The 23,433-nt window shown below is 43.5% G+C and carries 22 protein-coding genes; 16 read left to right on the forward strand and 6 right to left on the reverse strand.

The window, feature by feature from the left end:
• The first annotated feature begins 164 nt into the window (after positions 1-164).
• Positions 165-458 carry a hypothetical protein gene (locus AC27HD_RS05715; RefSeq protein ID WP_487104371.1) on the forward strand — a complete coding sequence of 98 codons (294 nt, stop codon included), beginning with the start codon at positions 165-167 and terminating at the stop codon, positions 456-458.
• Between the two features lie 54 nt (positions 459-512).
• Here AC27HD_RS05715 and syd read toward each other — a convergent pair whose 3' ends face one another.
• Positions 513-1,091 (reverse strand): SecY-interacting protein, encoded by a 579-nt coding sequence (gene syd, locus AC27HD_RS05720; protein WP_487104373.1) that lies wholly within the window; start codon positions 1,089-1,091, stop codon positions 513-515.
• Between the two features lie 96 nt (positions 1,092-1,187).
• Here syd and queF point away from each other — a divergent pair, with 96 nt between their 5' ends.
• The 7 genes from queF (at position 1,188) to AC27HD_RS05755 (ending at position 9,324) form a co-directional block, all read left to right on the forward strand.
• Positions 1,188-2,069: an NADPH-dependent 7-cyano-7-deazaguanine reductase QueF gene (queF, locus tag AC27HD_RS05725; RefSeq protein WP_487104375.1), complete on the forward strand. Its 882-nt coding sequence runs from the start codon at positions 1,188-1,190 to the stop codon at positions 2,067-2,069.
• A 55-nt stretch (positions 2,070-2,124) separates the two neighbouring features.
• Positions 2,125-3,693: a diguanylate cyclase domain-containing protein gene (locus AC27HD_RS05730; protein WP_487104377.1), complete on the forward strand. Its 1,569-nt coding sequence runs from the start codon at positions 2,125-2,127 to the stop codon at positions 3,691-3,693.
• Between the two features lie 11 nt (positions 3,694-3,704).
• Positions 3,705-5,060 (forward strand): nucleotide 5'-monophosphate nucleosidase PpnN, encoded by a 1,356-nt coding sequence (gene ppnN, locus AC27HD_RS05735; protein ID WP_487104696.1) that lies wholly within the window; start codon positions 3,705-3,707, stop codon positions 5,058-5,060.
• 356 nt (positions 5,061-5,416) lie between these two features.
• Positions 5,417-5,791 carry a DUF3192 domain-containing protein gene (locus AC27HD_RS05740; protein ID WP_032094325.1) on the forward strand — a complete coding sequence of 125 codons (375 nt, stop codon included), beginning with the start codon at positions 5,417-5,419 and terminating at the stop codon, positions 5,789-5,791.
• Positions 5,792-5,797: 6 nt separating this feature from the next.
• Positions 5,798-7,465 carry a histidine kinase gene (locus tag AC27HD_RS05745; RefSeq protein WP_487104379.1) on the forward strand — a complete coding sequence of 556 codons (1,668 nt, stop codon included), beginning with the start codon at positions 5,798-5,800 and terminating at the stop codon, positions 7,463-7,465.
• Positions 7,466-7,812: 347 nt separating this feature from the next.
• Positions 7,813-8,820, forward strand: a complete 1,008-nt coding sequence (locus tag AC27HD_RS05750; protein ID WP_163105195.1) for an isocitrate dehydrogenase — start codon at positions 7,813-7,815, stop codon at positions 8,818-8,820.
• A 189-nt stretch (positions 8,821-9,009) separates the two neighbouring features.
• Positions 9,010-9,324, forward strand: coding sequence for a ComEA family DNA-binding protein (locus AC27HD_RS05755; protein WP_032094322.1), 315 nt, complete (start codon positions 9,010-9,012; stop codon positions 9,322-9,324).
• A 63-nt stretch (positions 9,325-9,387) separates the two neighbouring features.
• Here AC27HD_RS05755 and galU read toward each other — a convergent pair whose 3' ends face one another.
• From galU to wecA, 4 genes are all read right to left on the reverse strand, one after another.
• Positions 9,388-10,281 carry a UTP--glucose-1-phosphate uridylyltransferase GalU gene (galU, locus tag AC27HD_RS05760; RefSeq protein ID WP_032094321.1) on the reverse strand — a complete coding sequence of 298 codons (894 nt, stop codon included), beginning with the start codon at positions 10,279-10,281 and terminating at the stop codon, positions 9,388-9,390.
• A gap of 277 nt (positions 10,282-10,558) precedes the next feature.
• Complete coding sequence (locus AC27HD_RS05765) at positions 10,559-11,413, reverse strand: glycosyltransferase family 2 protein (RefSeq protein WP_487104382.1); 855 nt, start codon at positions 11,411-11,413, stop codon at positions 10,559-10,561.
• Positions 11,410-12,297, reverse strand: a complete 888-nt coding sequence (locus AC27HD_RS05770; protein ID WP_487104384.1) for a glycosyltransferase — start codon at positions 12,295-12,297, stop codon at positions 11,410-11,412. Before AC27HD_RS05770 ends, AC27HD_RS05765 begins: the two co-directional genes overlap by 4 nt.
• A 150-nt stretch (positions 12,298-12,447) precedes the next feature.
• Positions 12,448-13,509: a UDP-N-acetylglucosamine--undecaprenyl-phosphate N-acetylglucosaminephosphotransferase gene (gene wecA, locus AC27HD_RS05775; protein WP_487104386.1), complete on the reverse strand. Its 1,062-nt coding sequence runs from the start codon at positions 13,507-13,509 to the stop codon at positions 12,448-12,450.
• Positions 13,510-14,291: 782 nt separating this feature from the next.
• Here wecA and AC27HD_RS05780 point away from each other — a divergent pair.
• From AC27HD_RS05780 to galE, 8 genes are all read left to right on the forward strand, one after another.
• Positions 14,292-14,696 (forward strand): hypothetical protein, encoded by a 405-nt coding sequence (locus tag AC27HD_RS05780; protein ID WP_487104388.1) that lies wholly within the window; start codon positions 14,292-14,294, stop codon positions 14,694-14,696.
• 8 nt (positions 14,697-14,704) lie between these two features.
• Complete coding sequence (locus tag AC27HD_RS05785) at positions 14,705-16,534, forward strand: polysaccharide biosynthesis/export family protein (RefSeq protein ID WP_487104698.1); 1,830 nt, start codon at positions 14,705-14,707, stop codon at positions 16,532-16,534.
• A gap of 2 nt (positions 16,535-16,536) precedes the next feature.
• Positions 16,537-17,316 carry an ABC transporter permease gene (locus AC27HD_RS05790; RefSeq protein WP_487104390.1) on the forward strand — a complete coding sequence of 260 codons (780 nt, stop codon included), beginning with the start codon at positions 16,537-16,539 and terminating at the stop codon, positions 17,314-17,316.
• Positions 17,313-17,987: an ABC transporter ATP-binding protein gene (locus AC27HD_RS05795; protein ID WP_334063290.1), complete on the forward strand. Its 675-nt coding sequence runs from the start codon at positions 17,313-17,315 to the stop codon at positions 17,985-17,987. The genes AC27HD_RS05790 and AC27HD_RS05795 overlap by 4 nt, the downstream gene beginning before the upstream one ends.
• 10 nt (positions 17,988-17,997) lie before the next feature.
• Positions 17,998-19,113, forward strand: a complete 1,116-nt coding sequence (locus AC27HD_RS05800) for a KpsE/RkpR family capsule polysaccharide export protein (RefSeq protein WP_487104392.1) — start codon at positions 17,998-18,000, stop codon at positions 19,111-19,113.
• Between the two features lie 223 nt (positions 19,114-19,336).
• On the forward strand, positions 19,337-20,857 hold the full coding sequence (locus AC27HD_RS05805; protein WP_269517570.1) for a peptide MFS transporter: 1,521 nt from the start codon (positions 19,337-19,339) through the stop codon (positions 20,855-20,857).
• Between the two features lie 225 nt (positions 20,858-21,082).
• Entirely contained in the window at positions 21,083-21,385 is a 303-nt protein-coding gene (locus AC27HD_RS05810; RefSeq protein WP_032094319.1) for a DUF6170 family protein, read from the forward strand.
• A complete protein-coding gene (gene galE, locus AC27HD_RS05815) occupies positions 21,382-22,404 on the forward strand; it encodes a UDP-glucose 4-epimerase GalE (protein ID WP_163105184.1) in 1,023 nt (340 codons plus the stop codon). The genes AC27HD_RS05810 and galE overlap by 4 nt, the downstream gene beginning before the upstream one ends.
• 129 nt (positions 22,405-22,533) lie before the next feature.
• Here galE and AC27HD_RS05820 read toward each other — a convergent pair whose 3' ends face one another.
• Positions 22,534-23,433: an MlaA family lipoprotein gene (locus AC27HD_RS05820; RefSeq protein ID WP_487104395.1), complete on the reverse strand. Its 900-nt coding sequence runs from the start codon at positions 23,431-23,433 to the stop codon at positions 22,534-22,536.

Below are 23,433 nucleotides of genomic sequence, written 5' to 3' on the forward strand. Positions count from 1 at the left end.
CGTTCAATTTAAACTCAAAAGGCTTTCCCCCCCCATTTCATTGAAGGCGGCACATTGAAGACGGCACATTGAAGACGGCACATTGAGGGCGGCACATTGAGGGAATACAGTGAGGGCGATACATTGACACTCGGCATAAACATTAGGGTAGTAACAAATAAACTATGAACAACACCATCAACCAATTAATCATTATCTGCCAAAAAATGCATGAAGAAGGCAAGACTCCAAGTGTGGGAATTCTTCGTTCGAAGGCGCCGTTTAAAGTGTCGGTTACTGAAGCAATAGATGCAATTAAGCGCTTTAATGCCAGTTCGCCAAGAGCACAAACTAATAATTCGCAGCACGATACACAGCCTGGCGATGACTCAGTTAGCCTGGCGACTCGAGTAGATGCCCTCGAACGAGAAGTAGAAACACTGAAAGCATCGCTGGCTGACCTGCTACGCCACCGATAGTAAGATGTGCGATCGGCACTGAGAAGCCTATTCGTCGGTATTGTAAAATAGGCGTTATCGACTTGCTGAGCTTGGTTTAAGGGTAGAAAGAAAAGTAGCGAGTGACGGCGCCAAAATTTCTTTTGGCTCCATGCCCACCTGCTCTAATGCAACCTCGCCTGTTTTGTTGATTACCGTTAATATGAAATCTTCTTCATCGGTTAACCCAAAGAATAGCGTTGGCGCCTGTTCTAACCGCTGCTTCATAAGCAGGTGGCCGATAAGGTTTTGCTGCAAGCGCTCGAAATCTTCTTCATTCCACACCTGTAGCAGCTCGCATTCACCCTGAGGGGCTGTTGCAATTAGATTATTGCTAAAATAACGCGTGAAATAGGTGCAGTAGTCACTGTCTAAGGTGAGTTCAAGGGCGGAACCTACATTATCAAAAGACAACGGCTGTGTTTGTCTCACAGGCTGCCAAGGTACTATTTGCCCCTGCAGCCCCTGTTGCCCCTGCCGTCCCTGCTCGCTTTCGCTTTTATAACACAACGAGGGCCACTCCTTGTCATAAGGAATGGACAGAACGCCCTCGTCGGCGTTCTCGACATAAGATGAAACAAAATTATCCAGTTGTTCGCAAATAGACAGAGCCATTATTTAATTACCTTCGTATTTTTGGGTTACACTATACGTAAAATATGCCAAGTCAACGTTTGGCGATGATATACCGATTAATGCATTAGGGTTCTTATGTCGACAGACAACAAACGAGAAAAAATTACTATTTCTGCACCAGACGATCTCTCGTTAGGTAAGCAAGTAGACTACGAGTATGAATACAACCCTGCGCTCCTTCAAGGGGTGCCTCGTAGTCTAAGTAGAGACACACTGTCTTTTAAATCAGGAGCTCCTTCCTCTGATGCGCTTCCCTTTGAAGGTATCGATACGTGGACAGGCTATGAATTATCCTGGCTTAATATGAGGGGTAAACCTCAGGTCGCAATTCTTGAATGCATGGTGCCAATCACCTCTGAAAACCTGATTGAGTCTAAGTCGTTTAAGCTTTATCTAAACAGCTTTAATCAAACACGTTTTAAAAGCAGCGACGATGTAAAAACAGTGCTCAAAAAAGATTTGTCTGCCTGCGCGGGTAAAGACGTTGAAGTTAACCTGATATTACCCAGTGAATTTGAAACTCTGCAATTTAAAGAGTTCCAAGGTACATTGCTCGATGAGCTTGATATTGAAATTGATAATTATGAGCCCGACACTCGGTATCTTGGTTTAGCAACATCAGATAAAGGCAAGGAAGTGAGTGAAACGCTTGTTTCTCATTTGCTAAAATCTAACTGCCTTATTACCAGCCAGCCAGATTGGGCCAGTATCCAAATTAAATATACGGGTTCGCCAATCGACCATGAAGGCTTGCTGCGATACTTGATTAGCTTTAGACAACACAATGAATTTCACGAGCAATGTGTAGAGCGCATTTACACCGATATCCTTAATCACTGTAAACCAACAAAACTGACGGTCTGCGCTCGATATACACGAAGAGGTGGACTCGATATCAATCCGTTTCGCACCAATTTTGAGGCACCTTACCCAAACCATCGTCAAGCTCGACAATAGACCCTTACTGAGCTTACAAGTGTGACGTGTCCATAAACAACAAAAGATGAGCAACATGGAAGATAAACAGCTGCAAGCGTACAAAAAAAACAATGCGCTATTGTGTCAATTCATCATAAAACTCTCATCTTTTTACGAGGGTTTTTCAGACAAGGTTGATGGTGAACTGAAAACCCTGCGCGGACACCTATCCGGCACGCCCAATTTCAGTTTAGCTACAGTCAGTATCAATAAACTGAATGCTGCGCTTCAGCATCAAGATATTAGCCTTCGCAAGTACAGCCTTGAGACGGTGTCATCTATTGAAGATGCTATGAAGCAGCTGCAGAAAATAATCTTTGAAGATGAAGAGCTTCGCGGTCTTGCTACTCAAGAGCTCATAAAACTTAATCAGCCTGTATCAGATATATTCAGCATTTACAGGCTCTACGCGAGAGCGGTTCAGCTTCACCGGGTTGCCCTTGGCAAGCACGTTAAAGGCTTGTTATCAGGCGATTCTGCAACGCCCGAAACCGCCACATCAAAACTGCGACAGTCAACTCAAGATGAAGGTACGGAGCGAGGGAGTGCTCATTTTTACCGCTCTATTTTTATAGAGCTAAATCAGCTGGTTACTTCATATACAGAGAAAAAACCCAACGATAGACAGCTTTTAGATATCAAAAAGCGGCTTGATCAAGGCATGGCTAACGAGCAACTACTAGAAAGCTGTGTCGTAGTACTTCGCATGATAGTACAAGACGCCATGACAGAAGCTAGTTTAACCGGAAAGGTCATTCAGGGATTGCATACGTCACTCGGTAAAATTGGCGAGGACGTGAGTAAAAGTATTGATGGAAGCAAAGCGCAGTTTGAGCAACGCACAGCCAGTAATGCAGAGCTGAAAACCTATATCGACAACATTGAAGAAGCCGTTTCTACAACAGATTCTTTTGACGCGCTTAAAACGCAAACACAGTCATGCATCAAAGTATTGTCAAAAACGCTGACGGATACCCAGGCAAGCGACAGCGAGAGCCAAACAGCACTCATTTCATTATTGTCGTCAATGCAGGACCGAATCAACAAGCTTCAACAGCAAACTGATTCTTATAAGCGGAAAATTGCCGAACAGGTTATGCAAAGTAAAACAGACGCACTTACCCGTTTACCTAACCGTCAAGCGTACAATGAACAGTTGGCTGTAGCGCATCAGCACTTCCAATCTTCAAAAAAGCCGCTTTCTATTGCCCTTATCGACATTGATTTCTTCAAATCAATTAACGACAAGTTCGGTCATTCCGCTGGTGATAAAACGCTGCAGCTTGTTAGCCGAGCGTTTAAGCGTCATATGGCTGGCGATCAGTTTCTTGCGCGCTGGGGCGGTGAAGAGTTTGTGGTGCTTCTGCCGGATACCAACGAGAAAAAACTACGAGAAAAACTAGAGGCTATTAGAAAAGATTTAGAAAGTATGCAGCTCAAGTTTAAGCAAGAAAAAGTGGTTATTACTGTATCGCTCGGAGGTACGACATTTACCTCAACAGATACCATTGATTCGGCTTTTGAGCGTGCAGACAAATACCTTTATCAAGCTAAACGAAATGGCCGAAATCAAGTCGTTACTGACACCGACGCCCAAAAATAGGAAGTAATGTGATTAAAAAAGTACAGCTAAACCCAATGGGTTGGATGAGCCAACTGTCACAAGCTGAAGTTGCGCGTCTGCAGGATGCTTCCGATAGCGAACTCTTTACCATGTTTCGAAATTGCTCTCTCGCCGTTTTAAACAGCGGTGTTGATGAAGATAATTTTGAAACCTTATTTGCCCCCTATGAAAGTTTCGATATAAGACTTGTTCGCCGTGAGCGCGGCGTGAAAATTGAGTTGATTAACCCTCCAGAAGTCGCCTTTGTAGACGACAACCTCGTAAGAGGCGTTCATGAGCACTTATTCGCAGTGTTGCGAGACTTACTGTACATGGGCGATAAGTATGATTTCTTACATCAACACTCACCAGCAGACGGCGCACAGATTACCGACATGGTGTTTGATATGCTTCGCCATGCTAAAGCGCTAGAGGGCAACGATGGCGTTAATACCATTGTATGCTGGGGCGGCCACTCCATTAATCAAATTGAGTATAAGTACACTAAAGAAGTGGGCTATCAGCTTGGTCTAAGAGACATGAATATTTGTACTGGCTGTGGGCCGGGTGCAATGAAAGGCCCAATGAAAGGTGCAGCAATAGGTCATGCTAAGCAAAGACACAAATCCGGTCGGTACGTAGGTATTTCAGAGCCTAGTATTATTGCCGCTGAGCCACCTAATGCGATTGTTAATGAGCTCATCATAATGCCTGACATTGAAAAGCGTTTAGAGGCGTTTGTGCGTTTGGCACACGGTATTGTCATATTCCCAGGAGGTGTAGGCACGGCTGAGGAGCTGCTGTATCTTCTTGGTATTCTAATGAATGAAAGAAATGACCAACAGCCTTTCCCTGTCATTTTAACCGGCCCTGCTGGCAGTGAAGAATATTTTGAGGCAGTAGATAATTTTATTGCAGAGACCTTGGGTAAACAAGCACAGAAGAAATACCAAATTATAGTGAACGACCCAGAAGAAGTAGCACGTTCATTATGCAAAGGGCTCGAAAAAGTGAAAAAATATCGCGGTGCGATGGGAGATGCTTTTAGTTTTAACTGGTCGTTAAAAATAGAGCGAGACTTTCAACAGCCATTTATTCCAACGCACGAGAGTATGGCTGGGCTTCAACTTGACCATCATCAAAGTGGAAGCGATTTAGCGTCGAATTTAAGAAAAGCGTTCTCAGGTATCGTTGCCGGTAATGTAAAAGCAGAAGGGATTAAGCAGATAAAAGAAAACGGCCCTTTTGAGATCACAGGCGATAAGGCGTTAATGAAGCATGTTGATGTACTGCTGGAATCATTTGTAAAACAGCACCGAATGAAGCTTCCTGGCAGCGCTTACGAGCCCTGCTATTTGGTGAAATAGTTTATCCAATTCATGTGGCCAGTTCATTTAGTCAAGAAAGGTATTGCTCCGCCAGCGCTTTGAAAATAAGCGCTGCTCGTTCGCCCTCTACTCTTTAGCGTTTATACTTTTGCTGGTAATGATGGCCTGACATAAACACTTACCATAATCGCTTATTATTCTCATACAATTTACGGTAAACTTAAAATATTATAAAAGCTGGGAATGAGCGAATAGGTTTAGCGGGTTTTGTATCTGCACGCCTATGCGTTACACACTCAAGGTATTCGGCCACGTTATTCGGCCGCGTTGTGCATCTGCAATAGGCACCCATGCTTGTCACTATTACATTAATTTAGACACGAGAAGTAACGGTTATGAACACCAAAGTTATTCGACTCATCCTAGCTGGCGTAGGACTTTACGCGTTATTTGTTTTTATGATTATCGCGTTCTATCCAGATAAGCCTGAGAACATGGATTGGAAGGATCGAGAAGAGTATAACCGCGTTCAAATTACCAAGCTTAAATTAGGCAGTACGCGAGAGGAGGTGCTTGCACTACTCGGCTCACCCGATTTGACTGAAGCGAAACGCCAAGGGGTGAACGCTATTCAAGTTATGTTCTTTCGAACGCAGCATGTCCGCGCCGATGGGTTAACAACCCAAGATGAATGTACGCCTCTACTGTTTGAAAATGACAAGCTCATTGCCTGGGGAGAAGGTGCCTACTCTAGCTATCAAGAAAGCTAGCCCCATATGGCATTAGCCGATATTCAGTCGACGTTTTCTCAGATACTTGCTGCACCGACTCTCTCGCAAAGCGTTGATAACAAAGTTAACCTATGGCTTAGAAATGCCAAGTTAGCCATCGCGCTTGTTAATGAAGAGCCCGCCGCGGCACTAGCGGCTCATGGGACTAAAAACTCACTCCCCCCGCAGTTAACCCACATACTTTTATTGACGGTATTTGGTAAGCTCAATCACTTTAACGATCACTATCTTCAGCATCTTATTGCGGCAACCTTGGCCCTCTATCACCTTACTGGTCATGATAAAAGCGACGAAGCAGATGCCGGACTTGCAGGCGACGCGAGCCAAGAAAGAAAACCGAATGACAGTAAAGCAATTTCTGAATTTTTACGCGCGAAAGGCTTATCGTCTTGGCTGGATATTTTGCGGTTAAAACGGGTAGTATTTTCAGCCAAAAATGCACAAGCCCACTCTCTTGCCAGTGCTAAACTCAACCGCGCACAACGACTTTGTTTACTGTCTAAAATTATCAGCAGCGCACCGGCGGAAAAAAAGCATAGTCTCTTTTCTCAATGCACTCGCTTAATACCTGTGCACCATCACGGCTTGTTGCCCTCACTGTCTCCGCTTTTTGAGCGTGCTATGCCAGGCGAGAAAGTGTATGCCAGTGGTATTCCGGCAACCATTGTAGATATACAGCAAAACCACAGTTTTGCAGCGGTTGCTCGTAATGCCGACCGCGATAGTGACTGGGTGCCTGCTTCATCAATACGCTCGCCAATACACCAACACATTGAATTTGATGCGTTCATTGCGCTTTTTAATGAAACTAGAGCCCCTAGACTAGTAAAGGGAGGGCAGCCTTTTTTTCCAACAACATTTGCTATTCAACGCCCCCCTTCAGCACTTTTGCACATTATTGACGAGTTGCAAAAACGCGACATCGATATTCCAGCGCTTTGTGAGAAAATAGAACGTGCTCCTACGTTCAATCATTTTTTGATAAGCACAGCGAGCCAAGATAACCGCTTGCAACTACCGGTGAAAACCATAAAACAGGCAGTACTCACTTACGGTACTGAGCGCGTTGGCGATATGCTTGTTCAATTTGCTTTAATGGAGCGATTAACACAGCATGAGTTTCCTCTTGTAGATACCTGCAAGCAATTCACACTGGTTGCCAGCGCGTTTGCCAGTCATATCGCATCGCTTACCAAGACCAAGTTTACGGCCCAATCCGCGGCACTGACTATGACCTTTGCTTGCTCACCGCTTTTCACGCTGCCAGGCTTGAAAGTAATTACCAAACTCCCTGTTCGACCAAACCCGAATTTCTCTATCAATAATACGTTTAAAATAACGACACCATCGCCCTGGCTCTCTATTGCCAGTGAGCTAGCTGAGAACTGGCATCAAAGCGCTACGTGGCGTGCTGTTCTCCATCAGTGTAATAAGACAAACGACGCTGTGCCAACATCACTAAGAAAAGAGCACGCGGTTATATCGCTGGGTTTTTATTTAGCCAAAGCGTACCTATTAACAACGCCTGATAAAGACTTGAGTACCACTGAAGAAGTAAAGCTGTGGATGTCTGTACTGTCCTTGTCTTCTAGTGACCTAGCGCACATTGTGAATGAACAAAAACCTCACTTGATATGCCCACTGCCTCGCTAATTAGCTTTTTCCTTGGGTAGCTTATCTCTAAATGTAGCTCTCTCTACAGGCCGTTTTTTAGTGCTCTGGATTGTTTATTCAGGCTTAAGGCAGTAAAGCAGTTCTTTTTGACTGGTATTTCATATAGAGGGTTCTGCTCATTTCCAATTTATATTTACGAATGGCTATAACTTATGCCTTCTATCGTATAAAATACGCAAACTTTTGCACTGCGACATTTTAATATCCCCTACTTTTTCAAGTTTATAATAAGCAGGCAAGCAATGGCGTGTTGTGCTCGCTACAATAAAGCGGTGCATATAGAACCTAACGACTAAGACAACAGAATTACTAGAGGATCTCCCATCATGACTCAGCAACATATTACAGTCATTCGCGGTGACGGCATTGGCCCGGATATCATCGATGCAACCACAAAAATTTTAGACAAGGTTGGCTGTAACTTCGCCTACGATTATGCCGACGCAGGACTCGTTGCTCTAGAAGAACATGGCGAATTGCTACCACAAGAGACACTCGACCTCATTGCAAAAAACAAAGTAGCACTTAAAGGCCCTCTTACTACTCCAGTAGGAGAAGGGTTCACGTCTATTAACGTGAGCCTACGCAAGCAGTTTAAACTGTACGCAAACCTTCGCCCAGTAATCTCCTTTAAAGGCACAAAAGCGCGCTACGAAGACATCGATATCATCACTGTGCGCGAAAATACCCAAGGTATGTATTCTGGTCTTGGTCAAGTAGTGTCTGAAGATGGCAACGAAGCTGAAGCCATGAGTAAGATTACACGTGACGGCGCAGAAAAGATTGTGACCTTTGCTTATGAGCTTGCTCGCCGCGAAGGCAGAAAGAAAGTTACAGCGGTTCACAAAGCCAATATCTTAAAATCAACCTCTGGTCTATTTCTTAAAGTGGCCCGTGAAGTTGGTGAACGTTACCCAGACATCGAATCAGCAGAAATGATTGTCGATAACTGCTGTATGCAGTTAGTTATGAACCCACACCAGTTCGATGTCATTGTTACGACGAACCTATTCGGTGACATTCTTTCTGACTTATGTGCAGGACTTGTTGGCGGTCTAGGTATGGCACCTGGTGCGAACATCGGTGAAGACTGTGCTATTTTTGAAGCAGTGCACGGCTCTGCTCCTGATATTGCAGGTAAAAACCTTGCTAACCCAACGTCAGTAATTTTAGCTGCAGCGCAAATGCTAGAATATTTGAACATGAGCGACAAAGCAGAAAAAATTCGCTCAGCGCTAAAAGACGTTATTGAGAGCGGCGACCGTACTACTCGAGACCTCGGCGGCGAAGCGGGCACCCTTGAGTTTACCGACGCACTGATTGAACGTCTGTAAGCACTACAGTAAAAAATCAAAAATAGCGGGCAATGCCCGCTATTTTTTTATCTACTCATTCTTCACTTATACCAGTTAGCATAGGTAATTACTTTAAAACCTGTACTAAAACTGGACTAGCCTAATCCCCTCAATCTCATACAATTCTTGTTGTACAAATGGTGTACACCGTTAAAACAAGGAACGATGATGAAAAAAACACTACCAGGACTAATGCTACTCACCGCACTGTCACTCCACATACCTGTGGCTTACTCACAAAGCATGGATACTGACGAAGCACGACACAATGCTAGCCAGTCAGTTGCCAACAAGCTTGATTTAAACGTGGCCTCACTAGCCGAATTGCAAACGCTTCCGGGTGTTGGTGTATCAAAAGCCAAAGCGATTATTGATTACCGAGAGCAGGTTGGTCCCTTTTTAGAAGTCGCGCAACTAACCGAGGTGAAGGGAATTGGTAACAAAATGCTATCGAAGATTCAAAGCTTGGTAAAAGTTAATTGAATTAACAATTTAAAAAAAATGCGCCTTAGAAAGGCGCATTTTTTCATTCTTTGAGTTCTATTATTAGGCTTTGATGGTAGCTAAAAACTCTTTAAACTCTTCACCTAAAGTTGGATGGCGTAGTGCGTACTCAACATTCGCTTTCATATAACCAAGCTTACTACCACAATCATGGCTCTTTCCTTTCATGTAGTAGGCATCTACTTGCTCTAGCTTCATTAGCGCATCGATTGCATCAGTAAGCTGAACTTCTCCACCAGCTCCTGGAGGCGTGAACTCAAGTAGATCCCAGATTTTCTCTGAAAGTACATAACGGCCCACAACGGCTAAATCAGATGGTGCTTCGTCAAGTGGCGGCTTCTCTACCATTTTGTGTATTTTCGCTGACTCACCTTGAGTAATAGACGCGCCATCTAGGTCTGCGATACCAAATTTAGAGATATCTTCCTGCGCAACCTGCTCAACCATAACTTGGCTAACTCGGCTTGTATTAAACTTAGCAACCATATCGGCAAGATTGTCTTTCTTAGGATTGCTCGCAGCATCGTCAATGATGACGTCAGGTAACACAACTGCAAACGGTGCATCGCCTATAAGTGGACGAGCGCAAAGTACCGCGTGACCTAGGCCATTCGCAACTCCTTGACGGATTTGCATGATAGTAACGTCTTTAGGACAGATAGACTGTACTTCTTCAAGCAGCTGACGCTTTACACGCGCTTCTAACGTAGCCTCTAGTTCAAAAGAGGTGTCGAAGTGGTTTTCAATGCTGTTTTTACTTGCATGGGTAACGAGAATAATCTCTTTAATACCGGCTGCAACACACTCGCTCACTACATACTGAATTAGAGGCTTATCAACAACTGGAAGCATTTCCTTCGGTATTGCTTTCGTGGCAGGTAGCATCCGTGTTCCTAACCCTGCTACTGGAATTACTGCCTTTTTTACCTGACTCATAGTCTATATCCTTTTGATTCAAATTCTTCGACGGTCTCTTTACACAACCCTTATTAGGAGTTTGTACTTTGGGTAAGCACGTCAGCTTGTGTAATGAGATGCAATCGATGTTCCAACTAACACATTTTGAGCATAAAGAATGATTCAATGCACAAATTATAAATTTTTTCGGGTTTTCAGCACCAAAGTTGTGACAGTATGATATCTCACGCACCAATATGGTGAAAGAAAAGATCTTTTTTTCATCACAGGTTTTCAGTTTTACTGAGCGTTATTCTTACTTCAAGGGGCCGTAAGTCTTTTTGATGCCGTCTCTAAGCCCTTTACGCATGAACTGACCTCGCTCTTGTCCATTTTCAAAAACGAAACGATTCACAACGTAACGCAATGGTATTGCGAAAAGATGACGACATTTCCAATAAATGGGGACATAGCGCCGGCGACTTAAAATAAGTACATTTCTCAACTGGTAGTACAGCCTTACAGGCGTTCCTTGTTTAAAGGTTATGCCAAATACTTTAATTCTATCGTCGCCTTGCCTGTGTGGCATGCTGACTAATTGAGATTGATAAACCTTTAGGCCTTTAAGCTTTGCACGCCAACACCACTCATGATCGACTCCGTCTATGAACAATGCAGACTCTTTCTCACCCACCTTCTCAAATGCCTGTTGAGAAATGAGCATACCGGAGGCTATTATCTGCTTAACTTCTTTTAGTCCTAACGATATCTGCTTACCTTTTTGAATCACTCCTTCCTGCACTGTGTTACTGAATTGGCAGTGAATAGCTGGGCCTATAGCAGCAACAGGACTTACTTTTTCAAGCGCTATAAACTGCTGATACAGCGAAGCAGCAATAGTAGGTGAGAAACTACTGTCTTGGTCTAAAAGAAAACAATAGCCGATTGAGTGAGAAAACAGCGCACGTAAACCAATGTTTTGCGCCTCTGCAATGCCCAGGTTTGACGGATAGTGGGAATAGATGCAGTTGCTAGCTAAGTCTAACTGAGTGGGATGAGGAGAGTTATCGACAATGGCTATCTGCCAATCATCACTAGCAAACTCATTAATCAGATGATTTACATGCTCCACGTCGGGGTTGTAAAGAATTACGACAATACCAATACTCAATGCTTACCAAACCTTTCAAGTAAATGCCTATCTAACTTATAGGCCAACTTCACTAATTTGCCGGGCATTAGTCGCAATGCCAGCACACCAAAGGCATAGGCCACATTATACAGTGAATACTGCTTTAATTTTATGATGGCGTATATTCGTGCTTTGAATTCGTTTAAGGATTTACTGAGACCTCGGCGTTTATAAAAATTATTCACACGGCGAAATTTTAACAATCGATCTTTTAAGTTTCTGAAGACGTAACCTTCAGACGCAAGCTTTATCCAGAAAAAATAGTCTTGAGTATTCATCAAACTGCTGTCGTATCGGTACCCGTCTCTAAATACGTTATATCGAATCACCACCGTTGGGTGATTAAGCGCGCAACGGCGGGGCAGTATTCTTGCAATTTGCTTATGAGAGGCAGGCATTACTCGCGCTCCCACTTTAACACCGTGTTCGTTAACCTCAGTTAACCCTGTACCTAACACCGCAATATAGCTGTGTCTTCTCATATAAGACACTTGACGGGAAAGACGATTAGGCTCAGATATATCATCTGCATCCATTCTCACGAAAAATTGAGGTTCGAAGGTGAGGCCGAATTCTGCAGCTGAATTCATGCTGCTCGCAAGACCTACATTACCTGAATTTTGTGCAACAACAATTCTGCTATCCTGCTTTGACGCATCTAACACCGTATCCAAAATTACCTTAGGAACCGAACCGTCAACAACAATGACAAACAAAAAGTCGCGATAATCCTGCGTGGTAATACTGCTCATGGCTTCTTTCAACCACACTACATTGTCCGCATGATAAACGGCCATAGCGACAATAGTTTCTACACGATTTTTTTGATTGTTATTAGAAAGAATAGAAAATTGATTATTCAAATAGATTACCGATTGTGACGTGTGCAAACAAAGAGAGGCGTAATTAGTGCGCTTCTTTACAACATCTTACAGAGAAATGCTGCTGGCATCTACGCATTTCAGTTCTGCATATTCTTCATCATTGCGAGTAAGTTAAGGACTTCTTGAGAGCTAGGCTGTCACACGCTTTATAAATCGCAGGACGTTCCAAATATTTTGAATAACGAAACTGTAAACCACAAGCAGTGCCATGAAACCCCAGAACATAATAGCTTCCGAGACTTGATAGACTTCACCCAGTATTCCGACCGCACAGAAACACGCGCCCAATGCTAAAATAGCAATAAGGGATTTTCTGCTGCTAAGCCCCGCTCGCATAAAAATATTGTGAAGGTGTTGTCTGTCTGGCCGCAACATGGATTGCCCTTTTCTAGCACGACGATACATGATGGCTGCCATATCCATTAAAGGGAGGCCTATAAGCCAAACCGCGGTAATAGGTCTAAACGCGGCTCCTTCTCCTTGTGTATGATCAACCAATAACCAGACAATGGTGAGACCCACAAACATACTGCCAGAGTCGCCCATGAAAATTTTGTTGCCCTTGAAGCCTTTCCAGCTAAGGTTAAACGCTAAAAACGGAACAATTGCAGCGACAATGATAAGCGGTTCCATGATAGCAACGCCATTACCCGTTGCGATTAGAAAGCCAACCAACGTTAATAGAATGACTAAACTCATTCCAGCGGCTAGTCCATCGATACCATCAATCATATTAAACGCATTGATAACGCCCACCACACACACAATAGTGAAGAAATAACCTCCAATACCGAGAAATACTTCCTCAGCCCCTAGAATGCTGCCTAAAGAGGTAATGTAGTTTTGCGCACTCCACGCCATGATAGACGCGACTCCAAACTGACACATAAGTCGGCCTTTGGCACTTAAGTCAAACCTATCGTCTAACATGCCAAGCAAAACAACAAAAGCAGAAGCGGTAAAGAACAGTGGATTGTTTTTCATCCACACATCGGTTGCAACACTTGCAACCAACACAGCCATAAAAATAGCAACGCCGCCCGTTAAAGGCACTATTCCGGCATGACGCTTTCTTGCTGTAGGTTGATCAACCAAGCCAAACTGATGCGCAAGCGGAGTCATCACCACTAACAAAATAAGCGCAACAAAAAATGCAGTGAAAAGCGGCACAAACTGCAGGTAAGCTAGCATAAAAAGCACAATTCCTCGTTACCTCTGCCGGTTTGCGAAAACCCAACACAAGTCGTATTTGTTATTGGTAAATATTTCAACATTAGTTCCATGTAAAACAACAATCTTTTCCCTAATTACAGCAGGACTGAACGGACTCTTTTGCTCCGCCATTGCGCAGTTCATCACTTCCAATGATATAAAACATTTGCCTAAGTAACCACCCTAGCTAGCAAAAAAGTATCTGTAACTTGCCACTCTATCGCTACTTTTATTTCATAAAACGCAATATGCGAACGCTTTCTTCTTCAATTCAATGATAGCGGCGGCATTAACCACTAATACATGCATTAATTTAAGTCGCCAAAATGACACAAGCTGCATCTTTTACTCTTTCTTCACTTACAGTTACTCATTTAAGAATCGTTTCTTTATTTGCGCTGCTAAACATGCTTGAAAAGTTACTGGCGCAGATACGAGCGTGAGTTAGTAATTAATCAATGACTAGTAGACAGTAATCATGGCACCTTCGTGCGATCATCCAATAATTAAGCAATAATTATGCAAATGAGGCAACAATTAGGCAAATGTGCAAATTTAAAGCAGCTTTACTACTTTTTAATGAAGCTTCAGGTATCGAAAATAGTCACTTTATTTAGGGCAAAACAGCGAGTCGCAGTATATAGCATCAAGTATCCAAACACTTTTATTTGTTGAGCAGTGTATTACACAAATCCACGATCACGCTTTTAATAAATCTTGTGTTATCCTATCGCCAAATTGCTACACGGATATGAAAGCGAATGTTAAAACACATCACCTATTTTTTCTCTGCTGTCACCGTAATGATGGGCGTAACAGGTTGTACCAATACCCCCACCGTTACAAAAGCTGACATACCATTGGTTCATTCTTCTCTAGCTTATTCGCTAAATAGTACCACTGCACTGACTATCAATATTCCAAGAGCGAATATGCTTTTTGATACTAACGACTTAATACCGATAACCTTTGATGGCGTTCGCTATCAGTCAAAAGAGCGGTATATTTCAGCCACAGGCAATAAATGTATAAGATTCGTGTTAAGCGATAGCAGTAAAGAGGCAGTGCCTAGCGCTACTCGTAAAAAACTTACGTCATGCGAACGAGATGGTGTGTGGGTTTTAATAAACCCACTTGTCGGAACCACTAACATGGAAGGCGTTTAATTAAGATGATGGCTCATAACGTGATTAAGCTTAAACAATCTCTAGCGGTTGCATTACCGCTTCTCATTACATTTTTAGTTTTTAGTACCAACGCAAATAGTCAAAGCGCCGAACAGATAGAACAGCTAAGACAGCGAGCTCAGCAAACGAACAGCTCGTCTGCGGGAACCTCGGCTGTTTCCCCGCTTAATATTCCAAGCCAACGAACGCTTCCTGGGGCAACACAACCTGGCAGCGCTGTAGGGCAGTTTTCAACCCAACCCAGAAATGGCGTCTCTTTGCCGGGTGAGCCCACAATAGATACCGTATTCCCTCTACAAACAGCGATGGAAAACCCGCCTTTTGCGGCTAATCTGTTTATCGGTGGATTTGAATCTGAGCGCACCTCTGGAATGAATGACAATTACCTTGTAGCACCAGGAGATAAAATTTCAATTTGGTTATGGGGCGCAGTTAACTTTTCAGATGTGGTCACTGTGGATAACCAGGGCAATATCTTTATTCCAAACATAGGCCCAATTCGTGTTGCAAATACGCCAGCAGGCAGTGTTAATCAAACCGTAACTGGCAAGATACGTCAGGTTTACACTAATGATGTCAATGTATATGTAAACCTTCTTACGACTACTCCTGTGTCGGTTTACGTTTCTGGACCAGTGTTACGACCGGGACAATACGCTGGCCTTGCTTCTGATAGCGTTCTCTATTTTTTAAAAAGAGCGGGCGGTGTAGACTTTCAGCGCGGCAGCTTTAGACAGATAGATGTATTGCGCGATAACAAAGTGGTAGCAAGCGCAGACCTTTATGCCTTTTTCAGAAACGGAAAGCTTCCTTCCCTATCGTTTAAAGATGGCGATACTATTTTAGTGCACCCTATTGGCAACACTATTACTGTTGAAACAGGTGCACGAAACAGCTTCACATTTGAATTTTTGAATGAAGAGCTAAACGGTGAAGCCGTCAACTACTTCGCTCGTCCTGGTGAGTTTGCGTCTCACGCTTCAGTAGCAGGCGTAAGGGGAGATAAGCAATATGCTAGATATTTAAGCATAGAGGAGTTCTCTGCTCTAACATTACGTGCAGGAGATACGGTAGAGTACGTAGCCGATAACGAACCGCAAATATATCGCATAAACGTTGCCGGAGCCTTTTCAGGCGCCTCACAAGTTATGATTGACAAAGGCACTCGCCTGCTTGACGTGTTAGATCATATTGAGGCTGACACCGCCTTATCAGACACTCAAAATATCTTTTTATTAAGAGAAAGCGTGGCAATAAAGCAAAAAGAAATCATTGAAGAAGGCCTACAGCGTCTTGAACGCAGCATGTATACCGCACCAATTAGCTCAACGGGCGAAGGGGCAATCCGCGCACAAGAAGCGCAGCTCGTCGCTGATTTTATTGCTCGAGCTAGACAAGTCGAACCTCAAGGAAGGGTTGTCGTTTCTGAAAACGGTGACATCGCGAATATTCTCCTTGAACCGAACGACACTATTGTAATTCCGGAAATCACCGACCTAGTTCATGTAGGTGGTGAGGTACTGCTACCTCAATCTATTGTATTTAATCCTGAAGCGACCACCGAAGACTACTTAGCGTGGGCTGGCGGATTTACAGAAAGAGCGGAAGACGAGCGCATCTTAATTGTACGTAAAAATGGTAACGTCACATTTAGCAACTTAAACGGTAGCTTGTTATCGGGTGCTGAAAGTAAGCTAGAGCCTGGCGATCAGATTATTGTATTACCTGCTATCGATACTAAAGTGCTTCAAGCGGTGAAAGATATCACTCAAATTGTCTTCCAAGTTGCTGTTGCCGCCAATGTGGCGACAAACTAATAATGGTAACGTTTAAAGAACAACTCTATGCATGGAGAGGCGTAGTCTTTGCGCTTTTCCTTCGCGAGTTGCAAAGCAAATTCAATGACAAATTTGGATTGGGGTGGGCATTTTTAGAGCCTTTCGCATTTATTTTTGCATTGTCTTATCTTCGGGGTCTTATCAGTGGTGGTGACATTCACTCTGTTCCATTGTTTATCTTTATGATGGTAGGCATGGTGGGCCTGCAGTCTCTCACAACGTGTTTACAGTCGGTGTCAACATCGGTGCGACGAAACAAACCCCTTTATGCATTTAGACAAGTTCAGCCAATATCTGCCATTATCACTGCTGGGTTCCTAGAGTTTTCAGTAAAAGTGGTTGTTGTTATGCTCCTAGCCTTGGCACTTTTTCTGATGGGAGAAACATTCGTTGTTCATGACCCATTACTTTTGATTTTTTTGTTTCTACTTTTATGGATATTTTCAATCTCGATTGGTCTTATGTTTGCCATTGCAGCAGCATTTGTACCTGAAGTGGACAAAATTAAGTCGATGCTTACACGGCCGCTTATGTTTATCTCCTGTGTATTCTTCAGTTTGCAAGACTTACCAGAAGAGTTTTGGCCGTATCTAACATGGAATCCGCTAGTGCATTTCAACGAACTAGCACGTTATGCCTGTTTTGAGTCTTATGGCCATAAAGGTGTATCACTTGCCTTTGCTATCGAAATTACCGTTGTTTTCTTATTCTTAAGCCTTTCGATGTACCACATCACATGGAAAAGGGTGCTATCTAGATGATAAAGATAGAAAACTTAACCAAAAGCTATCCCAGTAAAATGGGACCGCAGTACATTTTTAAGAATTTAAACTTCGATTTCCCAAGCGAAGATAATGTGGCTATTTTAGGTAAAAACGGGGCGGGTAAATCTACGCTGTTTCGCATGCTCGCTAAAAGTGAATATCCAGACAGAGGCCGCGTTGTCACTAATAAAGCCATGTCTTGGCCAGTGGCACTGGCCACTGGCGTTCACCCACAAATGACAGGGCGTGAGAACACGCGCTTTGTGGGAAGGATTAACAATGTTCGTTCTCTTCCCGAATATGAAGAAAAGGTTCAGGAATTTGCCGAGTTAGGCAATCGTTTCGACCTTCCTGTTCGCACCTATTCTTCGGGTATGCGCGCAAAGCTTGTGTTTGCATGCTGTATGAACATCGATTTTGATATTTACCTTATCGATGAAGCAACGTCCGTTGGCGACCCACTTTTTCGTAAAAAAGCCCGGCTCTCATTAAAAGAAAAAAGTAAACAGGCCGGCGTCATTATGGTGAGCCATGAATTAGATCAAATCCGAGAGTTTTGTACTTCAGCTGTCATCATTGATGATGGAAAGCTCACATATTATCAAGATCTTGAAGAAGGCATCGACGTGTATACGCAGGATGCGGACAATAAGAAATCACTTAAATAGGTTTAACACCGTGGAAAAATCTCTTACACAGCTAAACACTCTTCTTAAACAGAATAAAACCGCACTTCTTATTCTGCCATGGGTGCTTTATGCCTTTTATCTTATCGTTTGGGCAGCGCCTCAGTATGAAAGTCAAAGTCAGTTAATTGTAAAATCAAGTGATGGTGGCAGCAGTTTCGACCCATCTTCTCTTCTTATGGCTGCTGGCGTATCTGGTGGGAGCGGTAACGAAAGCTCTTTAGTAGAAGCCTATATCCAGTCTGCCGATATGATTAGGTATCTAGACAGCACTATTCAATTGCGTGACCACTACACCTCTGATGAGGCAGACATGTTCAGCGGTCTATCCTCAGAGCATAAACAAGAAGACTTTTATCAATTTTACCTTAACCACGTTGACGTAAGTGTTGATTCTACGTCTTCGGTAATTACATTGCGTACACGGGCCTTTAACGCTGAGTATGCACAAGTAATTAACCAGGCTATCGTAGAGAAAGCTGAACAATTTATTAATACTATCAATAACAACTTAGCTAAATCTAAACTGGTATTCGCGAAAGGCGAGCACGAAATTGTAGAGCAAAAACTTCAAAATGCAAAAACAGAGATTTTGGGCTTTCAGTCAAAATATAATGTTTTAGACCCCACCGCCGAAGGCGCTGCGTTTCAACAGATAGCCTTCTCTCTTGAAGCGACACTTGCGCAGAAAAAAGCCGAACTGAGCACCATGGCCACAATGATGTCGAACATGGCTCCAGAGGTAATTAATATAAAGCGAGAAATCAGTGCACTTCAAAAAGAAGTAGAAAAGCAGAAAGAAAAAATCAGCACTACCGAAGGACCGGGGCAAAGCCTTTCTGTGAGTGAATTAATGGCACAATACAGCAATTTGCAAGTCCAGCTACAGCTGGCCATTCAGGCATATTCATCTTCTTTAATCACGCTCGAAAACGCTCGGGTTGAAGCTTATCAAAAACTACAGCATCTGGTGACAGTGGAATCATCCACCCTACCCGATGACAATTCCTACCCCACTATTTTGTATAATCTTGTCCTTTTCGGCGTAGCGCTACTTTTACTGTATGGCATTGCACGCATCATAGTAGCAACGATTCGAGAGCTGTAATTTTCTCGTAGAATTAAGATAAATGTCATCCGACCGCTTTTGCTCAGCATTGTTCAATACTTGGTCGGTTGACACTTGGCTTTCGAAGTTTGCACGCGAAATCTTGTGTCTTATCGCCACCTCTAGTATAAGAAGTTATCCGTATTCGGACCATTATCAAAGAGCCGACCAATATAGAGCTCTACAATAACAACCATAAGCAATGTGGAATTAAAAAATAATTATGAAACCATCTATCGATACAAGCTTTTTCGGTCATCCAGGGGGCCTAAGAACGCTTTTCTTCACTGAAATGTGGGAACGCATGAGTTATTACGGTATGCGCGCCCTGCTCGTACTTTTTATGACAGCAAGCCTTCAAACCCAAGGACTTGGATTAACCGTCGCGACAGCGGGTGCAATTTATGGCTTATACACCGGTGCCGTTTACTTTCTTGGCTTACCCGGTGGTTGGTTAGCTGACAGACTAATTGGCGGTAAGCAAGCGGTATGGTACGGCGGCCTTATTATCTTTGCAGGGCACGTAGTACTTGCTATTGATTTGCAAAACCTATTCTTCGTTGGTCTAATTTTAGTGGCATCAGGAACTGGGTTACTCAAACCTAATATTTCTGCCATGGTCGGTCAGCAGTACGGGGAAGACGACGGTCGCCGTGACAGTGGCTATGCACTTTATTACATGGGTATCAATATTGGCTCTTTGATTGCGTACTTGGTCACCGGCTACCTTCAAGAAAACTGGGGCTGGCACTACGCCTTTGGCGCCGCTGCTGTGGGTATGGCAATTGGTCTAATTCAATACTATTTCTCCAGCCGTACGCTTTCAGCGGAATCGGTCGCCCCGGCAAATGCCTATCAAGGCGTAGCCAGAAAACGAGCGTGGACAGGTGTTCTTGTGGTTGTTGCGGCAGCTATTGCTGTCATCATCATGGCTCACATGGGTAGCATTGTTATCGAACCTATCGCGCTTGCACAAAAAGTGGCTATCTTCTTTACTGCTATTTTCTTTTTATATTTTGGCTTTATTTACTTCAAAGGCGACTTATCAGAAAACGAAAAGAGACGCATGTGGGCGCTATTCCTAGTATGTGTAGCCTCGGCATGTTTTTGGTCTGGTTTTGAACAAGCGGGCTCTTCACTTAATTTGTTTGCCCAGAATTATACCGACCGTGTGTTAAGCGATGGTTCCTTCCTTACCTCTTGGTTTGGTATGTCTGCTATACCTACGGTGTGGTTCCAGCTGTCAAACTCATTGTTTATCATCATACTATCGCCGTTTTTTGCCGCGCTTTGGATAAACCTTGCAAAGCGTATGATCGACCCGTCTTACACCATCAAATGTGCCGTCGGCATTATCATTATGGCGTCAGGCTTCTTGGTCATGTTTATGGCATCACAATATGCCGCACAAGGCCTAAAAGTAGCGCCTATGTGGTTGGTAACAACTTACTTCCTACATACAGTGGGCGAGCTATGCTTAAGCCCTGTGGCGCTAAGTGCGGTCAGTAAGCTGTCGCCTAAACGTTTTGCTGGACAGATGATGGGTGTATTCGTATTGACCTATTCAATTGGTAACATCATTGCCGGTCTTCTTTCTGGTAATTTCGACCCTGAAAATGTAAAAGAGATGCCTAATCTTTATCTACAAATAGCCTTATTCAGCATTGCCGTAGGTATTGTGATTGCCCTTCTTAGCGTTAAATCACGCTTCTGGGAAAAAGCTGGGATCCAAAATAAAACGTAAAAGTTGACTATATTTTTCCAGGTTAAAACAGTTTTATTTTTACGCTGTTTTAACTAGTAGAATATTGACCTACAATAACCGCCGTTATAGTTATATTTCGGCGGTTTTTTATTGGGCGCGAACTGCTAAGGGCGTGTTGTCTTTTGCTGTACATTTAGTCCAAAACTTGTACAGCAAAGGTGAACAGGCCCTAATTATAAGTAAGTTTTTTATTGAGAGTGAATGATGACGTTTTATTTTTCTACACGTAATATCCCTGCGCTACAAGGTTTACCCTTAGCCGAGCGAGCTCGTTTGCTTGACCAAGCATCAAAGCGGCTTTCCGTACCAGAAAAAACGCTACTGAATGTCTTAAAGCTACTCGTTATTGTGCCTGTTTTTGCCTTTATTCTTCAAACGGCTACAAATTGGACATCGCTACTGTGGGCATTTGTGGTATTTTTACTTTATCCGTTGGTAATAAAGCCTATCCAATACTCCATATGTGCTAAATACATAGCGCAACCGTCAAGCAAGGAAAATGAATGAAAACCATCTTAGTTACTGGTGGTGCGGGTTACATCGGTAGCCACACCGTTCTACAGCTTCTCGAACAAGACTACGGCGTCGTTGTACTCGATAACCTATGCAATGCCAGTCCTGAGTCGTTGAGACGGGTTGAAGGCCTTACTGGGAAGTCAGTTACTTTTGTACAAGGTGATATCCGAGATACCGCCGTATTAGATGATATTTTTAGTGAGCACAGCATTTTTGCCGTTATTCACTTTGCCGGACTTAAAGCGGTAGGTGAATCGGTGGCTAAGCCGTTATCTTATTACGAAAATAATGTGTACGGCACGCTAACGCTATGCAAGGCAATGCAAAAACATAATGTGAAGAACATTGTGTTTAGCTCATCAGCCACTGTATACGGCGACCCTGCATCCCTTCCTCTTAGTGAAGATATGTCTACAGGTCACCCAACAAACCCTTACGGCATGTCAAAACTGATGGTCGAGCACATGCTTAGCGACCTTTATGGATCAGACAACGAGTGGAACATTGTGTTGCTGCGGTATTTTAATCCAGTAGGTGCACATAAGTCTGGCCAAATCGGTGAAGATCCTAACGGGATCCCAAACAACCTGATGCCATACATCTCTCAAGTTGCCACAGGGAAACTTCAGCAGCTTAGTGTATTTGGCGATGACTACGACACCGTTGACGGAACGGGTGTTAGAGATTACATACACGTTGTCGATTTAGCGAATGGCCACTTGAAAGCGCTAGACAGACTCAATCTTAATATGGGATTAGATAAGTATAATCTCGGCACAGGTCAGGGTTATTCTGTGCTAGAAATGATAGCAGCATTTGAAAAAGGCTCTGGCAAAAAGGTGCCTTACAAGGTTGCACCGAGACGAAGTGGCGATGTAGCCGCCTGTTATGCTGACCCTACAAAAGCGGCCCAAGAATTAAATTGGAATGCAGATAAAGGATTAGAAGACATGTGTGCCGACACATGGAATTGGCAGTCGCAGAACCCAACGGGTTATCCAAAAGATTAGCCATCGGTTAGACACATTTAAATGCAAAAAAACCATGCGCTTACGCATGGTTTTTTATTTGTCTTGAGCTTGTAGCATTGCTGAAAGTAAGCTTTTATTACTTATGCGCTCGAGAGCTTTGAATGCTCTTTAATTATCTATAATATCGCTATCTTCTGACGCTTTAGCTTTATCACTTTGCTGGTCATCTTCGCTTTGCTCTTCTTCATATTCGTAATCATCAAAGCTTGAATCTTCTAGCATAGCCTCAAAGTCAGCGAAATCATCTAGCTGCTTTTCATCAATAGCCTTATCGCCACTTTTACCATCGGTTACCCGAAAGGCTAGGTTTTCAAAATAGGCGTTTTTGATAAACGCATAATCGTCAACCGACTGTTCTAGCTGCGCTTCTTGCGCCATTACTTGAGCACGAGTTTCAAGTAGAGACACCACGTAGCGAGCGATGAAAAAATTGCTGGCAATAACCGCCATGGGGTATACCGTGCCATCAACAAATTGACCTGTGAAACTTCGAGGGTCGTTTGGTCCCAACACCGGAAGCATCATAAAGGGCCCTGTATCAACACCCCACACGCCTAACGTTTCGCCAAACTCCTCGTCCTTGCGAGATATACCAATGTTCTCAGCAACATCGATAGTACCAAGTAAACCCACGGTAGAGTTCAATAGGAAACGGGCCAAGCTATCTAAACCATCATCCACCTTACCTTGGAACACATTGTTCATAAAGTTAGCCGGCTCTTGTAAGTTCCGTGAGGCGTTTAGCAACCCAGTTCTTGCAAACTGAGGCATCACTGTCACGTAACCAACGGTCAGAGGGCGCACAATATAAGCATCAAGTACTTCCCAGTTAAAATCCCACATTAAACGGTTTACTGGTTCAAGTGGGTCTCTTGGGTCTGATGAATCCACCTGTGTGCTGTTTGTTGAAACCTCTGAAGTTTGTTGGGATGCGTTATTTGTTGCACATCCGCCTAACAGGCTGCTTATGACTAAAGCGCCAGCGACCAGTTGCCTGGTTATATCCAT

It is taken from the genome of Alteromonas sp. 4NS20-0143 (assembly GCF_057542855.1).